General features: G+C 72.5%; 10 protein-coding genes and 1 pseudogene. 7 read left to right on the forward strand and 4 right to left on the reverse strand.

Translation table 11 applies throughout. The features are described 5' to 3' along the window. The first annotated feature begins 87 nt into the window (after positions 1-87). Complete coding sequence (locus SSPS47_RS32215) at positions 88-1257, forward strand: ROK family transcriptional regulator (protein ID WP_164253975.1); 1170 nt, start codon at positions 88-90, stop codon at positions 1255-1257. 133 nt (positions 1258-1390) lie between these two features. On the opposite strand, the pseudogene SSPS47_RS36100 reads toward SSPS47_RS32215, so the two are convergent. The 3 genes and pseudogenes from SSPS47_RS36100 to SSPS47_RS32230 form a co-directional block, all read right to left on the reverse strand. Beyond that, positions 1391-1504 (reverse strand): annotated as a pseudogene (locus SSPS47_RS36100) (cyanate hydratase); the annotation flags it as partial. A 31-nt stretch (positions 1505-1535) separates the two neighbouring features. Beyond that, positions 1536-2000 carry a hypothetical protein gene (locus tag SSPS47_RS32225; RefSeq protein ID WP_164253976.1) on the reverse strand — a complete coding sequence of 155 codons (465 nt, stop codon included), beginning with the start codon at positions 1998-2000 and terminating at the stop codon, positions 1536-1538. Then, on the reverse strand, positions 1997-2914 hold the full coding sequence (locus SSPS47_RS32230) for an alpha/beta hydrolase (protein WP_164253977.1): 918 nt from the start codon (positions 2912-2914) through the stop codon (positions 1997-1999). Before SSPS47_RS32230 ends, SSPS47_RS32225 begins: the two co-directional genes overlap by 4 nt. 163 nt (positions 2915-3077) lie before the next feature. Between SSPS47_RS32230 and SSPS47_RS32235 the strand changes: the two genes are divergently transcribed. Then, positions 3078-4406 (forward strand): PLP-dependent aminotransferase family protein, encoded by a 1329-nt coding sequence (locus SSPS47_RS32235; protein WP_164253978.1) that lies wholly within the window; start codon positions 3078-3080, stop codon positions 4404-4406. 111 nt (positions 4407-4517) lie between these two features. Here SSPS47_RS32235 and SSPS47_RS32240 read toward each other — a convergent pair whose 3' ends face one another. Next, positions 4518-5489, reverse strand: a complete 972-nt coding sequence (locus SSPS47_RS32240; RefSeq protein WP_164253979.1) for an acetylxylan esterase — start codon at positions 5487-5489, stop codon at positions 4518-4520. A gap of 250 nt (positions 5490-5739) precedes the next feature. On the opposite strand from SSPS47_RS32240, the gene SSPS47_RS32245 reads away from it, so the two are divergent. From SSPS47_RS32245 to SSPS47_RS32265, 5 genes are all read left to right on the forward strand, one after another. Further along, on the forward strand, positions 5740-6840 hold the full coding sequence (locus tag SSPS47_RS32245; RefSeq protein WP_164253980.1) for a LacI family DNA-binding transcriptional regulator: 1101 nt from the start codon (positions 5740-5742) through the stop codon (positions 6838-6840). Positions 6841-6923: 83 nt separating this feature from the next. After that, positions 6924-8537: an FAD-dependent oxidoreductase gene (locus SSPS47_RS32250; RefSeq protein ID WP_147874682.1), complete on the forward strand. Its 1614-nt coding sequence runs from the start codon at positions 6924-6926 to the stop codon at positions 8535-8537. A gap of 170 nt (positions 8538-8707) precedes the next feature. Then, positions 8708-10837, forward strand: a complete 2130-nt coding sequence (locus SSPS47_RS32255; RefSeq protein WP_164253981.1) for a hydantoinase/oxoprolinase family protein — start codon at positions 8708-8710, stop codon at positions 10835-10837. A 32-nt stretch (positions 10838-10869) separates the two neighbouring features. Beyond that, entirely contained in the window at positions 10870-11487 is a 618-nt protein-coding gene (locus SSPS47_RS32260) for a hypothetical protein (RefSeq protein WP_164255255.1), read from the forward strand. Between the two features lie 4 nt (positions 11488-11491). Further along, positions 11492-12772: a TRAP transporter large permease subunit gene (locus tag SSPS47_RS32265; RefSeq protein ID WP_164253982.1), complete on the forward strand. Its 1281-nt coding sequence runs from the start codon at positions 11492-11494 to the stop codon at positions 12770-12772. Positions 12773-12778: the final 6 nt, after the last annotated feature.

Raw genomic sequence — 12778 nt, forward strand, 5'->3', positions numbered from 1 at the left:
TCCGATGTGGAAGTAAATGGGGCGGGCTGGCAGGATGGCCGGATCAACTGTCGGGCGGACTCCCCGCAGAAGGGCACTCCCTTGCACGTGACTCCAGCGCCGTGGACCCCCCTCTCGGGAGCCACCCACGCCGTCGCCCTGGAAGTGCTGCTCCACGGGCCGCTCTCCCGCAGCGAACTCGCCCGTCGGCTCGACCTCTCCGCGGGCAGCCTCACCCGGCTGGCGAGGCCGCTGTTGGACAGCGGTCTCCTCGTCGAGTCGGGTACCGGCCAAGAGCCGCGCGCGGGACACGAGTCGCGTGCCGGCCGGCCCACCCGCCCGCTCGACGTCGTCGCCGACGCCCACCACTTCATCGGCGTCAAGATCACCCACGAGGACGCGCACGCGGTACTGACCACGCTCCGCGCCGAGGTCGTCGCCTCGGCACGGGCGGATCTGCCGGGCCGTGACCCGGCCTCGGTCGTCGCCGTCCTGCGCTCGCTCACGGCCGGACTCGTCGCCGAACTCGCCCCGAAGGCACCGCACATCACCGCCGCCGGCGTCAGTCTCGGCGGTCGTGTCGCCGACCGCGGCACGGTCGTCGAAGCGCCGTTCCTGGAGTGGGACGACGCCGTGCCGCTCGGCGTCATGCTCTCCGACGCGCTCGGGATGCCCACGGCCGTCGACAACGACCTGCTCGCGCTCACCCGCGCCGAGCACTGGTTCGGCTCCGCACGCGGCCGGGACCGCTTCGCGGTCCTCACCGTCGGGGCCGGCATCGGCTACGGACTCGTCGTGCACGACCGCGTCGTGGACAGCCCGGACGCGGGGGTCGGCCTTCTCGGACACTTCCCGCTCGATGCGTTGGGGCCACTGTGCCCACGCGGACATCGCGGCTGCGCCACCGCCATGCTCTCGATGGCCTCCGTGTGCGCCGCCGTGTCGGTCGGGCTGCGGCGGGAGGTCGGTTACGACGAGTGCCTCGATCTGGCGGCGGCCGGTGACCCCGTGGCCGGGCCGCTGGTCATGGCCTCGGGGCGGGCGCTCGGCCGGCTCGTCGCCGCCGTCGCCAACCTGACCCTCACCACGGAGATCGTCCTGACCGGCGAGGGGGTACGGCTCGCGGAGGTGGCCCACGAGGCGCTGCGCGACGGCCTCGCGTACGACCGGGATCCGCGGGCGGCGGCCGTCTCGCTCGACGTACGGCCGGTGGACTTCGCCCTGTGGGCGCGCGGCGCGGCGGTGACGGCCATCCAGGCGTACGTACTGGGGAGTTGACCTTCCAGGTCGGACTTGAGTCTCCCGTAGAGGGGAGACCGGAGGGTGAGGCCATGGACGGCGGCGCGCTCCACCCGATCGGCGAACCGGCCCCGCGTACCCGGACACCGGCCGTCACCACTGGTACGGCAGGTACTTTTCCGTCGCCGCACTGTTCGTGGATCAGTTCCTTGATGGTCGGACCGTAGACCTGGACGACCTCGTACAGCCGGTGGATTGTCGGATCGACCGGTACGGCCGCGTCCAACGCCCCACGTGAGTGAACGGCGGGGCTCCGCTCACGCCGGTGACCTGCGCGCCCTGCGCAGCCCGAGGAGCTGGACGTCGGCGAATCCCAGCACCGCCACCGCCTGGACCACGATCACCACCGTGCCGAGGCCCGTCGGATCGAGCCGGCCCGCGGCGGCCGTGACGACACTGAGCGCGAACCACGCCAGGTTGCCGCCGACCACCGCCCAGACCGCCTTTCGGTTCGGGGCGGACGCGGAACCGACCCGCCCCGGGAAGAGCGCGTAGAGCACCAGGAACGCGCCGACCCCGGCGAGGAATGCGACGGGCAGGCCGAGTACCTGGTCGAGCGCCGCGCAGCCGATCAGCGCGGCGGCCCCCACGGCTCCGGTGGCCACGGCGTCGAGCCGCAGCGCCAGGCGCAGCAGACCGGTGTCACCGCGCACGACCGCGGAGTCGGTGGGCGCGGAGGTACGGGACGGGGCGGGGACACCGAACGAATCCGACGAACTCATGGGTTCCTCCTCGGGGAAGCGGCTTGACCCCCCTGATGGTTCTCGAAGTGGCCGACCTGGTCGATTACCCGGGAGGTAATGGGCGGCAGTGAGCGGAGGAACGCGCCGAGCACCGCGTCGAACTCCGCCCGCCGCTCCAGGTTGGGCATGTGCCCGGCGCCCTCGACGACCGCGAGCGCCGCGTCCGGTATCCCGTCGCTCATCACGCGCGCGTCGGCGACCGGCGTGAACTCGTCCTCGCTGCCGACCACGACGAGCGCCGGGACCGCGACACGCGCCAACATGCCGACGTAGTCCGGCCGTTCGGCCCGGCCGCGCAGCGCCGCCGCCGCGCCCTCGGGCGGTGCGCCGCGCATCATGTCCCGTACGTGTGCGGCCACCGCGGGCAGGGCCTCGACGTTGTGCGGCGCGACCATCTTGGTCAGCACCTCGTCCGTGTACGGCCCCATGCCCTCGCGCAGCAGCCGGTCGGCCATCGCGTTGCGCGCCGCCCTGCCCTGCTCCGTCTCGGCGGCGGCGAAGGTGTCGGCCAGCACCAGGGCCCGGACCCGCTCCGGGAACAGCCGGTGGAACTCCAGGACGATCTGGCCGCCCATCGACAGTCCGCCCAGCACCACCCGGCCGACGCCGAGCCGGTCGAGCAGGGCGGCGATGTCCCACGCGAAGGTGGTGAGTGTCGTCTTGCCGGGCAGGACGGTGGAGCCGCCGTAGCCGCGCAGATCCGGGGCGATCACGCGCCGCCCGGGGCCGGCGAACGTCTCGATCTGGGGGCGCCACATCGAGCGGTCGAACGGGTGGCCGTGTACGAGGACCAGGACCTCACCGTCGCTTCCGCCCCCGCCCCCGTCCTTGCCCGCGCTCCCGCCCTCGTCGTCGTACGTGAGGGTGATGTCGTGCAGCGTCATGGTGCTCATGTGCGCGTCCTTCGTCTTCCGTACGGTGCTCGGCCCGGATGCTCGGCTCCATGCGGTCCCACTTGCTTTCTCGATGCTAAGTGGTGCAATATCTCGAAGCAATATTGAAATTGATCTCGGTGCAATGTCGCACCGCCGTGAGCGGCGACGGGAGGGGAGCGCCATGGAGGACTACCGTCTGATCGCCGATCAGCTCGCGGCCGACATCCGGGCCGGCCGGCTGCGCCCCGGCGAACGGCTGCCACCGCAGCGGCGGTTCGCCCGGAGCCGCGAGATCGCCGGCTCCACGGCCGCCAGGGTCTACGGCGAGCTGATCCGGCGCGGACTCGCCGTCGGCGAGGTGGGCCGGGGGACCTTCGTGCGCGCCGCGCCCCCCGGACCGCAGCCGATGCTCACCGAGCCCAGTGAGGCCAGGGTCGATCTGGAGGTCAACTTCCCCGTACTGCCCGAGCAGGCCGAAATGCTCGCCGCAGGTATGACGCGCCTCCAGCGCCCCGACGTGCTCGCCGCGAGTCTGCGGCCCCTCGACCGGTCCGGGACCGCCGCCGCCCGCGAGGCCGCCGCGCCCCTCCTCGCGCGCGCCGGCTGGACGCCCGAACCTGAACGGATCCTCTTCGCCGGAAACGGCCGCCAGGCGATCGCGGCCGCTCTCGCGGCCTGTGTCCCCGCCGGTGAACGGCTCGGCGTGGAGGAGTACACCTACCCCGTCGTCAAGGGCATCGCCGCCCACCTCGGCATCACCCTCGTCCCGCTCGCCATGGACGAGGACGGACTCCTGCCCGCAGCCCTCGCCGCCGCTCCGCCGCTGCGGGCCGTCTATCTGCAGCCCACGCTCCACAACCCGCTGGGCATGTCGATCCCGCCGCACCGCAGGGCTCAACTCGTCGAAACGATGCGCACGTTGGACCTGCATGTCATCGAGGACGCCATCTACGGATTCCTCCGCGACGACGTGCCGCCGCTCGCCGCCCTCGCCCCTGAACGCACCATCGTCCTGGACAGCATGTCCAAGCGGCTCGCGCCCGGCCTGACGCTGGGCTTCGCCGTCGCCCCGCCCGCGTTCGAGCAGCGCCTGGCCTCCGCCCTCCGTTCGGGCGCCTGGTCGGCGGGCCGGTTCGCTCTCGACGCCGCGACGCAGTGGATGGCCGACGGCACCGCCGACGCGATCGGCCGGGCCAAGCGTGCCGACGCGGTCGAGCGCCAGCGGATCAGGGCCGGAAGCCTGACCGGCTTCACCGTGCACGCCGACCTCCGCGGCTACCACTGCTGGTGGGAGCTGCCCGATCACTGGCGCGCCGAGACCTTCGTCGCCGCCGCCGCCCGTCTGGGCATCGCCATCGCGCCCGGCGCCGCGTTCACCGTCGGCACCGGCCGAGCCCCGAATGCCGTCCGGCTCGCCCTGGGAACCCCCTCCCACCGCACGCTCTCCGACGCCCTGGACCTTCTCGCCGGCCTGGCCCGCGGCACACCCGAGGACGTCGCACCCGAATGACCCCCGGCGCGCCGGCCGCCGTGCCGGAGCGCGGGTCACGTACGCGCCGACCCCACGCGCGGCCCCGCCGGACGAGGGCCGGTCGAGCCGTCGTCGGGGACGTCGGGGGTCTCACGCCGTCAGACGAGGTGGCAGCCAGGCCAGTTGGGCCTCCTCCTGGTACGCCTGACCCCCCTCGTGGCCGTTGAACTCGTACACCTCGATCGTCCGGTCCTCGTGCGGATAGACGTTGAAGGCCCCGAACACCGTCGACGGCGGACAGGTCTGGTCCTCCAGAGCGGCCGAGAACAGCGCGGGTGCCCGGCCGCGCGCCGCGAAATGCACGCCGTCGAAGTAGCTGAGAGTCCGCCGGACCTGCTCGCCCCGTCGGCGGTAGGTGTTGAGGTACTTGCCCACCTCGCGGTAGGGGTCCCTGTCGGTGAGCGTCGTCGCCCGCGGGAAGTCGCAGAGGAACGGCACATCGGGTGAGATCGCCACCAGATCCGGTATCAACCCGGCCACCGCCAGCGTGATCCCGCCGCCCTGACTGCGGCCGATCGCGGCAGTCCGGGAGGCGTCGGCGAGCGGATGCGAGCGGGCGGCCTCCACCGCGCGGACCGCGTCCGTGAAGACACGGCGGTAGTAGAACTCGTACGGATCCTCGATGCCGCGGGTCAGGAAACCGGGGAACGCCGAAGCGCTGCCCACCGGGTCGGGGGTGTCGCCGCCGCCCCATCCCGCTCCCTGCCCCCGCGTGTCCATCACGAAGTACGCGAAGCCGGCGGACGGCCAGAGCAGCCGGGCGAACGGCATGCCGCGCCCGCCGCCGTAGCCGACGAACTCGACCACCAGGGGCAGCGGTTCACGCGTCCCGGCCGGTACGGCGAACCAGCCCTTGACCGGGTGGCCGCCGAAGCCGGCGAAGGTCACGTCGTACACCTCCACGGTCGACAGTTCCGTCAAGACAGGTTCGAAACGGGCGTCCAGATCGTGGGTGCGGGCCTCGGCGAGGGTCGTCGCCCAGAAGGCGTCGAAGTCGGCCGGTTCCACGGACCGGCTGCGGTAGCTCCGCAACTCGTCGAGGGGGAGATCGAACAGGGCCATGTGCGGGATCACCTCTGGTTTCGCGAGCGGACGATCACACCGTACGGCCCGCCTCACGGCCGCAGAAGAACCGAGGGAGAGCCGAGGAAAGGGCGTCGGACGGGCGGAGGAGAGCCGGCAGGACTCCGGAGGCGGGTCGCGGATATGTGCGAAAGAAGTCCGGCTCGATCTATTGACCGGCGCCGTCCGAAGGTCCACAGTACTCGCTAATGCGCATCACTAATACGCATTAACGATCCGGAGGAACACGGTGGAGGAACCCAGGAAGCGGGCCCGGCCGGGCCGGACCCCCGCACCCACGGGCCGGACGTCACGGCCCCGCCAGGCCGAGGTCGCCAGGCTCGCCGGGGTCTCGCAAGCCACGGTCTCGCTGGTGCTCGGGGGCCGGAAGCAGGGCGCCACGATCTCCGAGGAGACCCGGCGCAAGGTGCTCGACGCGGTGCGGATCCTCGGATACGTCCCCGACCCGGCGGCCAGCCGGCTGGCCGCCGCGCGCAACAACCTGCTCGGGGTCTTCAGCTTCACGTCCACCTTCCCGACCGACGTGCAGCACTCGTACTACCCGTTCCTCGTCGGCGTCGAGCAGGAGGCGGCGGCACGCGGCTACGACCTGGTGCTCTTCACCGGCTCCAGCACGGGCGGCGCGGGGGCCGCCGGACCGCACGCCCTGGGCCGCGTGCGGCTCGCCGACGGCTGCCTCTTCCTCGGCCGCCACGCGCCCGCCGGCGAACTGCTGCGGCTGGTCGCCGACGGCTTCCCCGTGGTCCACCTCGGCCGCAGGGACGAACTGGAAGGGCTGGCCTGGGTCGGCGCCGACTACGTCAGCGCCAGCCAGGAGGTCGTCGCGCACCTCGCCGCGCTCGGCCACCGGCGGATCGTGCTCGTACGGGAGGACGACGACGCCCCCGCGTCCACCGACCGTGAGCACGGCTTCCTCAAGGGACTGGAGGAGGCGGGGCTGCCCGGCGGCCCGGATGCCGTCTTCCGCTCCGCCGCCCCGGAGCACGACCTCACCGCCGCACGGCTGCGCGGCTGGCTCGACGACGGCGTGACCGCGTTCGTCGCCGAGGAGACCGACACCGGCGACGCCTGGCGCGCGCTGCACGGCGCCGCGCACTTCGTCGGCATCGACTGCCCGCGCGACGCCTCGCTCGCGCTGCTCGGCAGCCCCCCGCCGGACCTGTCGGACGGGCCGACGCCCACCGGATTCGACATCCCCCGACCGCAGTTGGGCGCCGCCGCCGTGCGGATGCTCGCCGCGCTGGTCGCGGGGGAGCAGGCCACGGAACCGCTCGTCGCCTGCGCCTTCAGGCCCGGCACGACGGCGGGACCACCACCCGCCCACCCCTGACCCGGCCGCACCTCGCAACCTCGGCCCATCAGGCGCACACCGCCCGAACGCACCAAGAACGACACAGCTATTCAAGGAGACCCGTGACATCCGCACCCGACATCCTCATCGTGGGCTCCGGGCTCGGCGGCGTGGCCGCCGCCCTCGCCGCCTGCCGTGCCGGACGCACCGTCGTCCTCACCGAGGAGACGGACTGGATCGGCGGCCAGCTCACCTCCCAGGCCGTCCCCCCGGACGAGCACCCGTGGGTCGAGCAGTTCGGCACCACCGCCTCGTACCGCACCCTGCGCGACTCCATCAGGGACTACTACCGACAGTGGTACCCGCTGCGCTCCGAGGCGCTGGCCCTGACCGACCTCAACCCGGGCGCGGGCCGCGTCAGCAAGCTCTGCCACGAACCGCGCGTCGCGCTCGCGGTGATGGAGGCGATGCTCGCACCGCACCGCTCGTCGGGCCGGCTCACGCTCCTGACCGAGCACCGACCGGTCGCCGCGGAGGCGGGCGACGACGACACCGTACGTTCCGTGACGCTCACCGATCTGCGCGACGGCAGCCGCCGTACGATCGCCGCCCGCTACGTCATCGACGCGACGGAGACCGGCGAACTGCTCGAACTCGCCGGTGTCGAGCACGCGATCGGCGCCGAGGCGCGGAGCGAGTTCGACGAGCCGCACGCCCCCGACGAGGCACAGCCCCTCAACCAGCAGGGCATCACGGTCTGCTTCGCGCTCTCCCACCACGAGGGCGAGGACCACACCGTCGAGCGACCGGCCGACTACGACTTCTGGCGGAGCTACCAGCCGGACTTCTGGCCCGGCCCGCTGCTCGGTTTCCTCGCGCCGGACCCCCGCACCCTTGAGGCCGTACCGCGCACCTTCGTCCCCAACCCGGACCTCGACCCGCTCGACGTCACCGCCGACCAGTCCGCCGACGCGGGCGACAAGGAACTGTTCGGCTTCCGCCGGATCCTCGCCCGCAAGCTGCACCGGCCCGGCGCGTTCGACTCCGACATCACGCTCGTCAACTGGCCCCTGAACGACTACTGGCTCAAGCCCCTGATCGGGGCCGGCGAGGAGACGTCGGCCGCCGCGCTCGCCGAGGCGCGCCAACTGTCGCTGTCGGTCCTGTACTGGCTCCAGACCGAGGCGCCCCGCGCCGACGGCGGCAAGGGATTCCCCGGGCTGCGGCTGCGTCCCGACGTCACCGGCACGCCCGACGGGCTGGCCAAGGCGCCGTACGTACGCGAGTCGCGCCGTATCAAGGCGGTCACCACCGTCACCGAGCACGACGTCTCGATCGACATCGTCGGACCCTACGGCGGCACCCGCCACCGGGACTCCGTCGGCGTCGGCAACTACCGCATCGACCTGCACCCCTCGACCGGCGGCGACAACTACATCGACATCGGCTCGGTGCCCTTCGAGATCCCCCTCGGCGCGCTCGTACCGCGCCGCGTCCGCAATCTGCTGCCCGCCGGAAAGAACATCGGCACCACCCACATCACCAACGGCTGCTACCGGCTCCACCCGGTGGAATGGAACATCGGCGAGGTCGCGGGCGCGCTCGCCGCGCACTGCGTCGCCGAGGGCGTCGAACCCCACCAGGTCCAGGCCGAGGACAAGCGGTTCGACCAATTCGCCCGGCTGCTCGACCGCGAAGGAGTTCAGCGCCACTGGCCGGACGTACGCGGCTACTGACAGCACCGTCACTGGCGGAACGGCCTCTGACGGAGCGGCCACCGACAGAACAACACAGAACGAGACAGAACAACAACGCCGGCGGACAGCCGGGCAGGAGCAGCTCCACCTGCCCCGCCCGGCCTCACCGCCCGCGCCATGCCCACCCTGCACAAGGAGGTGCCCAAGCCATGAACACCCACCGCATCCGCGTCGGCATCGACGTGGGCGGAACCTTCACCGACGCCGTGGCCGTAGACGCCACGACCCTGCGACTTCTGGGGCAGGTGAAGGTCCCCACCAGCCACCATCACGAGGACGGCGTCGCCCACGGCATCGTCGAAGCTCTCGACCGCCTGCTGGAGCAGACCGGACACGCCCCGAAGGACGTGGCCTTCCTGGCCCACGGCACGACCCAGGCTACCAACGCCCTGCTGGAGGGCGACGTCGCCACCGTCGGTCTGATCGGCATCGGCGCCGGTCCGAGCGCCGCGTTCACCCGCAGGCTCGCCGCCTTCCGCAAGCTCGAACTCACCCCCGGCAAGCGGCTTCCGCTCGCCTACGCGCATGTCGCCGACCCGGAAGACGCGCCCGCCGTACGCGCCGCCGTCGACGCGGTCGTCCAAGAAGGCGCCCAAGTCGTCGTCACCAGCCAGCCCTTCAGCGTCGACCGCCCCGGGGGCGAGGACACCGTCGCCGCCGTGGCCAAGGAGCGGGGACTGCCCACGACCGCCGCGCACGAGATCACCTCGCTGTACGGGCTCCACAAGCGCACCCGCACCGCCGTCGTGAACGCCGCGATCCTGCCGCGCATGCTCGCCACCGCGGACCTCGTCGACGCCTCCATCGTCAAGGCGGGCGTGAGCGCGCCGCTGATGGTGATGCGCTGCGACGGGGGAGTGATGTCGCTGGACGAGATGCGGCGCAGGCCGCTGCTCACCGTGCTGTCCGGTCCGGCGGCGGGTGTCGCCGGGGCGCTCATGCAGGAGCGCATCAGCGAGGGCCTGTTCCTGGAGACCGGCGGCACGTCCACCGACATCAGCGTCGTACGGCGCGGCAAGGTCGCCGTCCGGCACGCCACCATCCTCGGCAAGACGTCGTACCTGTCGGCGCTCGACGTGCGGACCGTCGGCGTCGGCGGCGGCTCCATGGTCCGGATCGGCGGCGGCAAGGTCACCGGCGCCGGACCGCGCAGCGCGCACATCGCCGGGCTGCCGTACGCCTGTTACGCGACACTCGACGACCTGCGGGACGCGAAGGTCACCACCATCCGGCCCATGGACGACGACCCCGCCGACTACGCGGTGCTCGACGCCGCCGGCGGACGCTTCGCGATCACCATGACATGCGCCGCCAACGCGCTCGGCCGGGTCCCCGAAGGGGACTTCGCGCACTGCGACCCGGCCGTGGCGAAGGCCGCGATCGAGCCCCTGGCGGCCACGCTCGGTACGGACGTCGCCACGGCGGCGGCCCGTGTCCTCGACGCCGGCACCGACCAGGTGAAGTCCGTGGTGGACGCGATGATCCGCGACTACCGCCTCGACAAGGACACCGCCGTGCTCGTCGGCGGCGGCGGAGGCGCGGCCGCCGTCACCCCGCACCTCGCGGCCGTCTCCGGCCAGGAGGGCAGGATCGCCCGCCACAACGAGGTCATCAGCCCCATAGGTGTCGCCCTCGCTCTCATCCGCGAGCAGGTCGAACGCATCATCCCCGGCGCGGGGCAGGAACAGATCCTCGCAGTACGGGCCGAGGCCGAGGCCGCCGTCGTCGCCCAGGGCGCGGCCGCCGACGGCGTCGAGGTGGAGGTCACCGTCGACCCGCAGACCAGCACCGTGCGGGCTGTCGCGACCGGCGCCACCGAGCTGCGTACACAGGACCGTGCCCACCGGGCCGACGACGCCGACCGGCTGCGCGCCGCCGCCGACAGCCTCAAGACCGACCCGGCGTCGGTGCGCGTGCTCGCGGGCACCCCCGCGCACACCGTGTACGGCACCGACGTGCACCGGCGGTTCCGCGCGGACCGGCACCCGGTGCGGGTCGTGGACGCCGACGGGGTCGTACGGCTCCACGCGCCGGACGCCCATGTCGAGACCACGACGGTCGGCCGCGCCCCCGAAGTCCTCGCCGGGCTGGTGAAGGAGGCCACGTCGTACGGCGACGGCGGCGTCCGCGCCCCCGCCTTGCGGCTCCTCCTCGGCTCCCGGATCGCCGACCTCTCCGGTGTACTCGACCCCCAGCCCCTGCTGGCGCTCGCCCGCAGCGAACTGCGCGCACGCGCCGCCGACGAACCGGTCGTCGCCGTGCTGGAGGTACGGTCGTGACCACCTCCCTGCTCGACCACATCCGGCCGGGGATGCTCGAAGAACTCGACGCGCTCGTGGCTACCGACGACATCGAGTTCGGTGTCCGGCTGCTCGCGAACACCCCCACGCACGAGGGCCGCGACCCCGAGCGGCTGCGCCGATGGGCGCGTACCGCCGACGAGTTCGGCGCCGCGTTCGCACGCGGCCCCGAGCCGCTGGCCGCCACGGCCCGCGTCGTGGAGAGCGGCGACGGCCTGGCGAAGGGCCTCCTCGCCCGCTACACCTCCCGGCCGGTCCCGACCGTGGAACTGTTCACCGACACCCTGGCCCTCGCCGAGGAGCTGACCGACCGGCTCGGCTGGCGCCACTGGTATCCCGCCGGTTCGGTGCGGGCGGCGGCGATCGCCCACGAGGCCGTGCACGAACAGTTCCACCACGGCCCGGCGAAGACGGCGCTGAAACGGTCCCTCGACCATGTCGTGCTGCGCGCGGGACGCCACCGCCTCCACGGCCATGTCGCGGGCGCCGACGAGATCGCCGCCCACGCCTACGCCCGCACCGTCTGCGGCCTCGGCCGCAGCCCGCTCATGCTGACGGCCGCCCTCGCCGCCGTGGCCGAACCGCAGCACGGGGCCCCGCACAGGCCCCCGCACGGAAGAAAGAAGTAACGCCATGGGCGTCGTCATCCTTCTCGTCATGGCGGCCGGTGTCGCCGCGATGCTCACCCGCAGGCTCCCCACCGCCTTCGCCCTCGTCATCCTGGCCGTCGCCATCGCCTTCCTCGCGGGTGCCCCGCTGACCGGCGAGAACAGTGTCCTGGACACGGTCATCCAGGAGGGCGCACCGGCCCTCGCGGCCACGATGATCGCGATCCTGCTGGGCTCCTGGCTCGGCAAACTCCTCGACGAGACCGGCATCGCGGGCACCCTCGTCCGCAAGATCGTCGAATTCGGCGGAGACCGCCCGGTCGTGGTCGCCCTCGGCGTCCTCGGCGTCTCCACCCTCGTCGGTACGGTCACGGGCTCGGCACCCGCCGCGATGCTCGCCGGCATCATCGGCATCCCCGCCATGATCGCCGTCGGCATCCCCAAGGTCACCGCCGCCGGCACCATCCTGATGGGCATCGCCGCGGGCATGCCCTTCGAACTGCCCATCTGGCAGTTCTTCTCGACCGCGCTCGAACTGCCCGTCGAGACGGTGCGCGGCTTCATGCTGAAGCTGTTCCCGTTCGCGCTGGCCGCCGCCGTCGTCTTCGTCCTCGTCGAGACGCGGCGACGCGGCGTCGAACACGCGTGGTCGCTCAAGTCCGCCTCCGCGAAGCCCGCCTCACGCCGCAAGCAGCTCGGCGACGCACCGTGGTACGCGCTGCTCACCCCGCTCGTACCGCTGATCCTCGCCCTCGGCTTCGAGATCCCGATCCTGCCGTCGATGCTGGCCGGTGTCCTGTACGCGCTGTTCACCACCACCCGGCCGGGCGAGATGAACAAGCGGCTGCTGCGCACCCTGTACGGCGGCTTCGAGATCGCGGCGGCGCCGATCGTGCTGTTCATCGCCATCGGCATCCTGCTCGCCGCGGTGAAGCTGCCCGGCGCGGTGGAGGCCCTGGAGCCGTTGATCAAGGCGGTCAGCCCGCAGAACCCGGTGCTGTTCGTCGTGGTCTTCACCCTGCTCGTGCCGCTCTGCCTCTACCGGGGACCGCTCAACGTCTTCGGTCTCGGCGCCGGAATCGCCGGCGTCCTCATCGCCGCCGGCATCTACCCGGCCGTCGCGGTACTGGGGCTGGCCACCTCGTACAACCAGGTCTTCGGTGTGTCGGACCCGACCAGCACCCAGACCGTATGGAGCGCCCAGTACGCGGGAGTCACACCGCAGCAGGTGATGCTGCGGACCCTGCCGTACGTCTGGGCCGTCGCCCTGGGCGGATTCTGCGTCACCGCCGCCACCTATCTGTGATCTCTC

Origin of the sequence: Streptomyces sp. S4.7 (genome assembly GCF_010384365.1) — a bacterium.
Lineage (GTDB): Bacteria > Actinomycetota > Actinomycetes > Streptomycetales > Streptomycetaceae > Streptomyces.

What these genes read in the sequence shown, in the direction of transcription:
- SSPS47_RS32235 (WP_164253978.1), top strand. Translation starts at nt 3,078, where the DNA reads ATGGAGGACTACCGTCTGATCGCCGATCAGCTCGCGGCCGACATCCGG.
- SSPS47_RS32255 (WP_164253981.1), top strand. Translation starts at nt 8,708, where the DNA reads ATGAACACCCACCGCATCCGCGTCGGCATCGACGTGGGCGGAACCTTC.
- SSPS47_RS32265 (WP_164253982.1), top strand. Translation starts at nt 11,492, where the DNA reads ATGGGCGTCGTCATCCTTCTCGTCATGGCGGCCGGTGTCGCCGCGATG.
- SSPS47_RS32240 (WP_164253979.1), bottom strand. Translation starts at nt 5,489, where the DNA reads ATGGCCCTGTTCGATCTCCCCCTCGACGAGTTGCGGAGCTACCGCAGC.
- SSPS47_RS32225 (WP_164253976.1), bottom strand. Translation starts at nt 2,000, where the DNA reads ATGAGTTCGTCGGATTCGTTCGGTGTCCCCGCCCCGTCCCGTACCTCC.
- SSPS47_RS32230 (WP_164253977.1), bottom strand. Translation starts at nt 2,914, where the DNA reads ATGAGCACCATGACGCTGCACGACATCACCCTCACGTACGACGACGAG.
- SSPS47_RS32260 (WP_164255255.1), top strand. Translation starts at nt 10,870, where the DNA reads ATGCTCGAAGAACTCGACGCGCTCGTGGCTACCGACGACATCGAGTTC.